The following is a 9,785-nucleotide window of genomic DNA, read 5'->3' as shown; positions in this document are numbered from 1 at the left end:
GGGCCGCCGGCGGGGGGGGGGGGGGGGGCGGCCCGCGCCCCCCCCGCCGGCGGGGGGGGGGGGGGCCGGGGGGGGGGCGGGGGGGGGGGGGGGGGGGCCCCCCCCGGGGGGGGGGCCCCCCCCCCCCCACGTCGGTCGGTCAGCGGTCGCCGCCGCCACCCGGGCGGCCGTTCCCGTTCCCGTTGCCATTGCCGTTCCCGTTCCCGTTCCCGCCGCTCAGCAGGTCCGACGGGAAGGAGATGCCGGGGAAGGGCTCGTTGCCGCCGCCGCCCGTGCGTCCCGGCTTGTCGTCGCCGGGCTTGCCCGGGACCTGGGGCGGCTGCGGGCCGCTGATCGGGACGCTGGCGAAGTCAGGCGCGGGGTGGCCCTCCAGGGCGCCCGCCACGGCGTCCTTCCAGATCGGGCCGGGGACCCGGCCGCCGAAGACCTTGTCGTGGTACCGGCCGCCGATGGTGATGTACTCCATCTTCACCTCCTGGGTGGGGCTGCCCACCCAGACGGCGCCGGAGAGGTTCGGCGTGTAGCCCACGAACCAGGCGTTGCGCCGGCTGTCCGTCGTACCGGTCTTGCCGGCGCTGTCACGCGACTCCAGGCCGGCCTCCTGGCCCGTACCGGAGTCGATCACGCCGCGCAGCAGGGTGTTGATGGTGTCGGCGGTGCGCTCGCTCATGGCGCGCTGGCACTTGGAGCGCGGCACCCGCAGGTTCTTGCCCTCGGTGGTCCTGATCGACTCGATGGCCGTCGGGGTGCAGTACGTGCCGCGGTTGGCGAAGGTCGCGTACGCGCCCGCCATGGTCAGCGGCGACATGCCCTGGGAGCCCAGGGTCAGCGCGGACGGCTTCTCGGGCAGCTTCTTGTCGTCGCCCATGACGACGCCCAGCTTGTCGGTCATCTCCACGACCGGGCACATGCCGATCTCGCCGAGCATCTGCACGAAGTAGGTGTTGACCGACTTCGCCATGGCGTCCCGGAGGTCGTACGGGCCGACCTCCGACTCGTTCTCGTTCTCGACGGTGTCGCCGCCGACGTTCCGCCAGGGCGTGCCGCTGCACGACTGCACCGAGTCCGGGTACGGCATCTTGAACGGCGACGGGTAGACCTGCCACGCCGGCTTGCCCTGCTCCAGGGCGGCCGCCGCGACGAACGGCTTGAAGGTCGAACCGGTCGGGAAGCCGTAGTTGGAGCCGCCCATGCCCTTGTTGACCGAGTAGTTGATCTGGGTCTCGTCCTTGTCGAAGCCGTAGGGCTTGGACTGGCCCATCGCCAGGATCTTGCCGGTGCCGGGCTGGACCATGGTGATGGCCGTGGCGACCTTGTCGTCCTGGTTGACGTGCTCCCTGATCGAGTCCTGGGCGGACTTCTGCGCCTGCGGGTCGAGCGTGGTGCGGATGGTGAGGCCGCCGCGGTTCCAGACCTTGGCGCGCTCCTCGCGGGACTTGCCGAAGACCGGGTTCGAGAGGAAGACCTCGCGGACGTAGTCGCAGAAGAAGCCGGCGCCGTCGCGGGCGGTGATGCAGCCGTTCTTCGGCCGGGTCACGTTCAGCTTGATCGGCTCGGCCTTCGCCCGATCGGCCTCCGCGCGGCTGATGTCGCCGACGGTGGCCATGCGCTCCAGGACGGTGTTGCGGCGCTTGGTGGCCTCCTGCGCGTCGTTGACCGGGTCGTACCGGCTCGGCGACTGGACGAGGCCGGCGAGCATGGCCGCCTCGCCCAGGGTGAGGTCCTTGGCGCGCTTGGAGAAGTAGCGCTGCGAGGCGGACTCGATGCCGTACGCCTGCTGCCCGAAGAAGGTGATGTTGAGGTAGTTCTCGAGGATCGTCTTCTTCCCGAGCTCCTTCTCCACCTGGATCGCGTACTTCAGCTCCTGGATCTTGCGGCCCAGGGTCTGCTGGGTGGCCTGCGCGAACTTGTCGCGGTCGTCGCCGGCCTCCTCGACGAAGACGTTCTTGACGTACTGCTGGGTCAGGGTGGAGGCGCCCTGGGCGACCCCGCCCTCCTGGGCGTTGCGGTTGACCGCGCGCAGGACGCCCTTCAGGTCGACGGCGCCGTGTTCGTAGAAGCGCGAGTCCTCGATCGCGACGATCGCCTTCTGCATGTACGGCGAGATGTCCTCGAGCGGGACCACCTTGCGGTCGCGCGAGTAGACGGTCGCGATGAGCCCGCCCTCGGAGTCGAGGATCTGGGTGCGCTGGCTCAGCGGTGGCCTCTTCATGTTGGCCGGGATCTCGTCGAACCCCTGGACCGTCCCCTTGGCCGCGAGGCCCAGGGCACCCGCCGCGGGCATGGCGATGCCGGCGAGGACGACTCCGGAGAGCACGCTGACACCGAGGAACTTGGCGGCCTGCTGGGTCGCGGTCAGACCCCCGCCCGAGCGGTTCTGTGGCATGGACGAAGCCTACGTTCTCAATCGCCGGACACGTGTATATGCCTTGGCCTAAGCTGGTCACAACCGTCACAGCCGTCGCGTGACGCGGTCAGGGCATCCTCTCCGCACCCCCCGCACTCCCCTCCGCACGTGCACGGCGCCACCCCCTGGTACTACGCCCGAGCCCACCCCCCTCGTTCGGCACCCGCGTCGATCGCTGCCCGTTTTCGTGATGTGTGTCAGGTTGTGCCCGGCGCGGCGTGGGGGAAATGCCCTGATTCAAGAATTTCATCTTGTATGTCTATCGCTCACTCCCCTGGGTGATCTGCTGCTGACGCATAGTCCGTTCGGGCCATTCAAGATTGGGCCCGAAGGGGGTGTTGCGCCGTCCCCACCTTCCGTAACGTCCTCAACTGGCAGCGGTGAATATGCCGCTGCCGCCGTGGGGGAGCCTCGATTCGGGAGAGGACGGCGCCGGCATGGGCTGGGTAGCTGACTGGAGTGCGCAGGCGGCCTGCCGCACTACGGATCCGGATGAACTGTTCGTACAAGGAGCGGCGCAGAACAGGGCCAAGGCGGTGTGCACCGGGTGTCCGGTGCGGACCGAGTGCCTGGCCGACGCGCTGGACAACCGCGTCGAGTTCGGCGTGTGGGGCGGCATGACGGAGCGCGAGCGCCGCGCCCTGCTGCGCCGCCGGCCGACCGTCACGTCGTGGCGGCGGCTCCTGGAGACCGCGCGCACGGAGTACGAGCGCAGCGCGGGCATCCTGCCCGTCGCACTGGACGACGACGAGACCTACGAGACGTACGCGGCGGTCGGCTGAGCCGCGTCGCCACGCCGCTCCGCCCACGCCGCGCGCCCACTCCACGCCGTCGTGCGGCTGCCACCGCCGTCGTGCGGCTGCGACCGCCGTCGTGCGGCCGCCACGCCGTCGTGCGTCTTCGTACCGTCGGACCCACCCGGTCGCCGCCGTGCCGTCGTGGCACCGGACCGCCCGGTCGTCCCCCTGCGACTCGGGGTGCTGCCGGTGCGTCAGATGGTCGTGTCGACCGGCGTGTCGCCGGACGCCGGGCCCTGCGTCGCGAGGCGGTCGCCGACGGCGCGCAGACCGGCGAGGTCGTGGACGTCACCGGGCAGGGCGGCCACCTCGGCCACGGGCACGTCCGGGTGGAGCGAGGTGAAGCGGTCGCGTGTCCGCTGCTCACGCGCGACCACCTGCATTCGCTCCGCGTGCAGGCGCAGGAGCCCGGACGTCAACTCCGCCACGGCAGGCGGAACGCCGGGTGTCGGTTCGGGTGCGGGGGCCTCGGGGGAGGTGGCCGTCGGGCCACCGAGACGAGTCTGCCCGCCCCCCTGATCCACAATGCGGCCCCCGTCAAGATTTTCCGCGGCGGCGAGGGCCCGCTCCGCGGAGAGCCGGGCGGCCCCGCTGCCGTGCACCCGGTTCAGCACGAGCCCCTCCAGGGGCATGTCGTCCGCGGCCAGCCGCTCCACGAAGTACGCCGCCTCCCGCAGTGCGTCCCGTTCGGGCGCGGCGACCACCAGGAACGCCGTCCCGGGCGCCTGGAGGAGCCGGTACGTGGCGTCCGCGCGCGTGCGGAACCCGCCGAACATCGTGTCCATCGCCGCCACGAACGTCTGCACGTCCCGCAGCAGCTGACCGCCCAGCAGCTTGCCCAGCGTCCCCGTCATCATCGACATGCCGACGTTGAGGAACTTCATGCCCGCCCGGCCGCCCACCCGCGCCGGCGCCATCAGCGCCTTGATGAGCTTGCCGTCCAGGAACGACCCGAGCCGCCGCGGCGCGTCGAGGAAGTCCAGCGCCGACCGGGACGGCGGCGTGTCCACCACGATCAGGTCCCACTCGTCGCGCGCCCGCAGCTGGCCCAGCTTCTCCATCGCCATGTACTCCTGCGTGCCCGCGAAGCCGGCCGACAGGGACTGGTAGAAGGGGTTCGCCAGGATCGCGCGGGCACGCTCCGCGTCCGCGTGCGCTTCGACGATCTCGTCGAAGGTGCGCTTCATGTCCAGCATCATGGCGTACAGCTCGCCGCCGGCGTCCGTCCCGACGCCCGCCACCCGGCGGGGGACGTTGTCCAGCTCCTCGATGCCCATCGACTGCGCCAGCCGCCGCGCGGGGTCGATGGTCAGCACGACCACCCTGCGGCCCCGCTCGGCCGCGCGCAGCCCCAGCGCCGCCGCCGTCGTCGTCTTCCCGACACCGCCGGCGCCGCAGCACACGACGATGCGGGTCGCGGGGTCGTCCAGCAGCCGGTCGACCTCCAGTCGCCGGTGCGCGGGCGCCGGCGGGGTCGGGGTCGGGGTCGGTTCCGTGGCCGGCGCCGCGGACGAGGCCCCGGCCGGTGCCGGCGCCGTGGTCGGCACCGACGTTCCGGCCGGTGTCGGTTTCGGTGTGGATCCGGCGGCCGTCATGCGCTCACCCCGAGGTTCCTCCGCAGTTCCTTCGCCAGGTGGTACAACCCCGCGAGGTCCACGCCCTCGCCGAGCAGCGGCAGTTCGTGCGTCGGTACCTGCTGCTTCGCCAGCACCTCGCGCTGCTCCCGTTCGAGCCCGACCCGCTGGGCGTGCTCCGCGGCCTGGCCGAGCAGCGGCCCGACCAGCTCCTCCGGGTGGGCCACCCCGGCCGCCGCCAGGGCCCGGGCGACGCCCTCGCGGTGGTCGCCGGCGGCGGCCCGTACCGCGTCCTCGTCGAGGAGGCGCGGGCGCACCATGTTCACGAAGACGTCGCCGACCGGCAGCTCCGCGGCGCGCAGCTCGGCGATGCCGTCGGCGGTCTCCTGCACCGGCATCTCCTCCAGGAGGGTCACCAGGTGGACGGCCGTCTGCGGGGACTTGATGACCCGCATCACCGCCTGCGCCTGGTGGTGGATCGGGCCCATCCGGGCCAGCCCCGCCACCTCGTCGTTCACGTTCAGGAAGCGCGTCACGCGGCCGGTCGGCGGGGCGTCCATGACGACGTGGTCGTAGACGAAGCGCCCCTCGCGGTCCTTGCGGCGCACCGCCTCGCACGCCTTGCCGGTGAGGAGGACGTCCCGGACGCCCGGGGCCACCGTCGTCGCGAAGTCGATCGCCCCGAGCTTCTTCAGGGCGCGGCCGGCGGCCCCCAGTTTGTAGAACATCTGGAGGTAGTCGAGCAGCGCCCTTTCTGCGTCGATGGCGAGGGCGTACACCTCCCCGCCGCCCGGTGCGACGGCGATCTTGCGCTCCTCGTACGGGAGCGCCTCCGTCTCGAAGAGCTGTGCGATGCCCTGTCTGCCTTCGACCTCCACGAGGAGGGTCCGCTTGCCCTCCGCCGCGAGGGCGAGCGCGAGGGCGGCGGCGACCGTCGTCTTACCGGTACCACCCTTGCCGCTGACGACCTGGAGCCTGCTCACACAGCGAGCGTAACGAGTGCCGTGGGAGCCCACGCAGGAGGCTGCCCCGGGGCGGCGCCGGCGAGCGGATACAGTCGGCCCCATGACCAAGTGGGAATACGCGACCGTGCCCCTTCTCGTGCACGCGACCAAGCAGATCCTGGACACCTGGGGCGAGGACGGCTGGGAGCTCGTCCAGGTCGTCCCCGGCCCGAACAACCCCGAGCAGCTCGTGGCGTACCTGAAGCGGGAGAAGCCGTGACCGGGCGCGTCGAGGCCGCGCTCGCCGAGCGCGGCCTGACGCTGCCGCAGGTCGTGCCGCCGCTGGCCGCGTACCAGCCGGCCGTCCGGTCCGGCGTGTACGTGTACACCGCGGGCCAGCTGCCCATGGTGGACGGGAAGCTTCCGGTCACCGGCAAGGTGGGCGCCGAGGTCACGCCGGAGGAGGCCAAGGACCTGGCCCGCGTCTGCGCGCTGAACGCCCTCGCCGCGGTGAAGTCCGTGGCGGGCGACCTCGACCGCATCGCGCGGGTCGTGAAGGTCGTCGGCTTCGTCGCCTCGGCACCCGACTTCACCGGCCAGCCGGCCGTGCTGAACGGTGCCAGCGAGCTGCTCGGCGACGTCCTCGGCGACCGCGGCGTCCACGCGCGCAGCGCGGTGGGCGTGGCGGTCCTGCCGCTGGACGCGCCCGTCGAGGTCGAGTTCCAGGTGGAGCTCCTGCCGGAGGACTGAACCCCGCCCGGGCCCCTCGCGGTCGTCGCCGTCGGGCCGCGCGGCGGCCCCGGATCCGGTCCGCCGGCCCGGCTCCGGCTTCGGTCCGCGGGCCCGGTACCGGGTCCGTGAGCCCGGCCCCGGACCCGATGACGGGTCGGTGGATCCGGCTTCGGTCCGGGAGGGCGGCTTGGGTCCGTAGGGCCGGCTTCGGTCCGCGGGCTCTCCGCCCGGCGGCCCGGCTGGTGACCGGCCTCCACCCGGTCCGCGGGCCCGGATCGGCCCGGCGACCGCCCCGGTCCGCGGGGCCGGGCCGTGGCCGGCCGGGGCCGGGGACCGGTGGGCCCTCGAACATCCGGACAGATCGTCATAGGCTCCGGCCATGCCGAATGGTCAGTGGTACCCACCGGAATGGCCCGACCGCATCCGCGCCCTCGCGGCCGGTGAGCTGACGGCCGTGGCGCCCCGCCGCGCCGCCACCGTGCTGCTGCTGCGCGAAGCCGGTGGGGCCGCCGCCATCGAGGTGCACATGCTGCGCCGCCGCGCCTCCATGGCCTTCGCGGGCGGCGCGTACGCCTACCCCGGCGGCTCCGTGGACCCGCGCGACGAGCACCCCGTCCGCTGGGCCGGCCCGAGCCCCGCCGAGTGGGCCGCCCGTCTCGGCGTCGCCACGGCCGCCGAGGCCCAGGCTGTCGTCTGCGCGGCCGTGCGGGAGACGTACGAGGAGGCCGGGGTCCTGCTCGCGGGGTCCACGCCCGACACGGTCGTCGGCGACACCACCGGCGACGACTGGGAGGCGGCCCGGGCGGCGCTGGTGGCGCGGGAGCTGTCGTTCGCGGAGTTCCTCGACGGGCGCGACCTCGTCCTGCGCTCCGACCTGCTGGGCGCCTGGGCGCGCTGGATCACGCCGGAGTTCGAGCCGCGCCGGTACGACACGTGGTTCTTCGTCGCCGCCCTCCCCACCGGCCAGCGCACCCGCAACGCCTCCACCGAGGCCGACCGGACCGTCTGGATCCGCCCGGCGGACGCGGCGGCCGGGTACGACCGGGGCGACCTGCTGATGATGCCGCCCACCATCGCGACGCTGCGCAGCCTCGCGCCGTACGACTCGCCGCTCGCCGCCCTGGACGCGGCACGCGGCCAGGACCTGACGCCGGTGCTGGCGCGCGCCAGACTGGAAGGTGACGAGGTGGTGCTGAGCTGGCCCGGCCACGACGAGTTCACCCGGCAGGTGCCCGGGCCGGGCGCCGGAGGTGACCTGTGACCGACGCCGCCGCCCTCCCGGGCCAGCCGCGCGGAGCCGTGGTCTCCGGTCCCGCCACCGACCGCGCCGTGAACGTCCTCGCGCCGAACCCGTCCGCGATGACCCTGGACGGCACCAACACCTGGATCCTCTCCGAGCCCGACTCCCCGCTCGCGGTCGTCGTGGACCCCGGCCCCCTCGACGAGGGCCACCTCCGCGCCGTGCGCGACACCGCCGAGAGCCTCGGCAAGCGCGTCGCGCTGACCCTGCTCACCCACGGGCACCCCGACCATGCCGAGGGCGCCGCCCGCTTCGCCGAACTGACGCGGACCTCCGTACGCGCCCTGGACCCGGCGCTGCGCCTCGGTGACGAGGGGCTGTCCGCCGGGCAGGTCGTCGCCGTCGGCGGGCTGGAGCTGCGGGTGGTGGCGACACCCGGCCACACCGGGGACTCGCTCAGCTTCCACCTGCCGGCCGACCGCGCGGTGCTGACCGGGGACACCGTCCTCGGCCGCGGCACGACCCTCGTGGCCCATCCGGACGGACGGCTCGGCGACTACCTCGACTCGCTGCGGCGGCTGCGCTCCCTGACGGTCGACGACGGCGTGCACACGGTGCTCCCCGGCCACGGCCCGGTCCTCGACGACGCCCAGGGCGCCGTGGAGTTCTACCTCGCGCACCGGGCCAGCCGGCTCGCCCAGGTCGAGACGGCCGTCGAGGACGGCTACACGACCCCGGCCGAGGTCGTGGCGCACGTCTACGCCGACGTCGACCGGTCCCTGTGGCCCGCGGCGGAGCTGTCCGTGCGGGCGCAACTGGAGTACCTCTCCGAGCACGGCCTGATCTGACGCCCTGCCGTCGCGGCGGCACGACGCCCGGGCGGTCCGCGGTACGACGGACGCCCGGGCGGTAGCCGGTAGAGCGCACCGTGCCGCGGCGTCACGACGGCCCTGCGTCGCGAAGTCGGTACGAATCCGCAACAGCCCGCCCGAGTACAGCCGACACGCCGTGCTTTACGCTCCCTTTACATCCGTAGTCCGGACCCCGGGGGGCCCACGTGTTCGTCCTGTCCATCCTGCTGCTCGTCGCCGCGGTGGTGCTGTTCTTCGTCGGGCGCGCCCAGGAACGCCCGGCCTTCCGGCTGGGCGCGGTGGGTGCGCTGCTGGCGGCCCTGTGCGCGGGGCTGGCCAGCTGTCTGCACATCGTCAGCGCGTACGAGGTCGGCGTGCCGGTGACGTTCGGCAAGGTCGGTACGCCGATGCACCCGGGCGTGAACGTCGTCTCGCCGTTCACCCACGTGACGAGCTTCTCCACGCGCCCGGTCGACCTGAACCTCTCCGACAAGGACGTCGTCGAGGTCCGCTCCACGCAGGGCGGCGTGATGTACGCGGAGCTGACCGTGAAGTGGGCGGTCAAGCCGTCGAAGGCCGTGGAGCTGTACCGGCTCGCCGGCAACGAGGCGTCCATCCAGCAGCGGCTGGTCTTCCCGGACAGCCGGGAGATCGTCCGCAACGTCTTCGCCCGCTACACCAGCGAGGAGGGCTACACCTCCGCCCGCGAGAAGATCAACGCCGAGATCGGTGTGCTGATCAAGGAGCGGCTGGCGCCGCGCGGTATCGACGTGACGACCGTCAACCTGCGGAACGTGAAGCCGTCGGACCAGCTCCAGGACCAGATCGACCGCAAGATCCAGCAGCAGCAGGCCACCGAGCGGGCCCAGGAGGCCGCCCGCACGGCGACGGCGGAGTCCGAGCGGCGCCGCATCGAGGCCGAGGGCATCGCCCGGGCGAACAAGATCCTCAACAACTCGCTCACCGACAAGGTCCTCATGAACCAGTGCATCGACGCCTACCGGGACGCCGCGGCCAAGAACCCGGTCTACGCCGTGCCGTGCGGCGGCGGGAGCGGCACACCGGTGATCGTGGACGGCAAGAAGGGCTGACCCGTCCGGCCGGCGCGCCCCCGGGCCGGCGGGGGGGGGGCGCCCGCCCGGGGGGGGCCCGGGGGGGGGGGCCCCGGGCCCCGCGCGGGGGGCGCCGCCCGGGCCCACCGGTGGGGGGGGCCGCGGGCCCGGGGCCCGGGGGTCCTCCC

At 73.3% G+C, this 9,785-nt stretch carries 9 protein-coding genes; 6 read left to right on the top strand and 3 right to left on the bottom strand.

What is annotated here, in order from left to right:
• Nucleotides 1–139 precede the first annotated feature (139 nt).
• Entirely contained in the window at nt 140–2,386 is a 2,247-nt protein-coding gene (locus ACF053_RS09560) for a transglycosylase domain-containing protein (protein ID WP_391953350.1), read from the bottom strand.
• 458 nt (nt 2,387–2,844) lie between these two features.
• Between ACF053_RS09560 and ACF053_RS09555 the strand changes: the two genes are divergently transcribed.
• Entirely contained in the window at nt 2,845–3,189 is a 345-nt protein-coding gene (locus ACF053_RS09555) for a WhiB family transcriptional regulator (RefSeq protein ID WP_058940833.1), read from the top strand.
• Between the two features lie 209 nt (nt 3,190–3,398).
• Here ACF053_RS09555 and ACF053_RS09550 read toward each other — a convergent pair whose 3' ends face one another.
• Complete coding sequence (locus ACF053_RS09550; protein WP_391953349.1) at nt 3,399–4,799, bottom strand: ArsA family ATPase; 1,401 nt, start codon at nt 4,797–4,799, stop codon at nt 3,399–3,401.
• On the bottom strand, nt 4,796–5,761 hold the full coding sequence (locus tag ACF053_RS09545; protein ID WP_391953348.1) for an ArsA family ATPase: 966 nt from the start codon (nt 5,759–5,761) through the stop codon (nt 4,796–4,798). Before ACF053_RS09545 ends, ACF053_RS09550 begins: the two co-directional genes overlap by 4 nt.
• Before the next feature lie 82 nt (nt 5,762–5,843).
• On the opposite strand from ACF053_RS09545, the gene ACF053_RS09540 reads away from it, so the two are divergent.
• From ACF053_RS09540 to ACF053_RS09520, 5 genes are all read left to right on the top strand, one after another.
• Nucleotides 5,844–6,002 (top strand): DUF4177 domain-containing protein, encoded by a 159-nt coding sequence (locus ACF053_RS09540; RefSeq protein WP_019992579.1) that lies wholly within the window; start codon nt 5,844–5,846, stop codon nt 6,000–6,002.
• On the top strand, nt 5,999–6,472 hold the full coding sequence (locus ACF053_RS09535) for a RidA family protein (RefSeq protein WP_391953347.1): 474 nt from the start codon (nt 5,999–6,001) through the stop codon (nt 6,470–6,472). The genes ACF053_RS09540 and ACF053_RS09535 overlap by 4 nt, the downstream gene beginning before the upstream one ends.
• A gap of 361 nt (nt 6,473–6,833) precedes the next feature.
• On the top strand, nt 6,834–7,715 hold the full coding sequence (locus ACF053_RS09530; protein WP_391953346.1) for an NUDIX hydrolase: 882 nt from the start codon (nt 6,834–6,836) through the stop codon (nt 7,713–7,715).
• Nucleotides 7,712–8,542 carry an MBL fold metallo-hydrolase gene (locus ACF053_RS09525; RefSeq protein WP_391953345.1) on the top strand — a complete coding sequence of 277 codons (831 nt, stop codon included), beginning with the start codon at nt 7,712–7,714 and terminating at the stop codon, nt 8,540–8,542. The genes ACF053_RS09530 and ACF053_RS09525 overlap by 4 nt, the downstream gene beginning before the upstream one ends.
• 209 nt (nt 8,543–8,751) lie before the next feature.
• Entirely contained in the window at nt 8,752–9,636 is an 885-nt protein-coding gene (locus tag ACF053_RS09520; protein ID WP_391953344.1) for a prohibitin family protein, read from the top strand.
• Nucleotides 9,637–9,785 lie beyond the last annotated feature (149 nt).

Source organism: Streptomyces kanasensis (assembly GCF_043077165.1).
GTDB classification, from domain to species: Bacteria; Actinomycetota; Actinomycetes; order Streptomycetales; family Streptomycetaceae; genus Streptomyces; species Streptomyces changanensis.
This window is presented reverse-complemented; position numbering and strand designations above follow the sequence as displayed.

Excerpts from the sequence above, each read along its gene's own strand:
- ACF053_RS09560 (WP_391953350.1), bottom strand. The coding sequence starts at position 2,386 with ATGCCACAGAACCGCTCGGGCGGGGGTCTGACCGCGACCCAGCAGGCC.
- ACF053_RS09555 (WP_058940833.1), top strand. The coding sequence starts at position 2,845 with ATGGGCTGGGTAGCTGACTGGAGTGCGCAGGCGGCCTGCCGCACTACG.
- ACF053_RS09550 (WP_391953349.1), bottom strand. The coding sequence starts at position 4,799 with ATGACGGCCGCCGGATCCACACCGAAACCGACACCGGCCGGAACGTCG.
- ACF053_RS09540 (WP_019992579.1), top strand. The coding sequence starts at position 5,844 with ATGACCAAGTGGGAATACGCGACCGTGCCCCTTCTCGTGCACGCGACC.
- ACF053_RS09530 (WP_391953346.1), top strand. The coding sequence starts at position 6,834 with ATGCCGAATGGTCAGTGGTACCCACCGGAATGGCCCGACCGCATCCGC.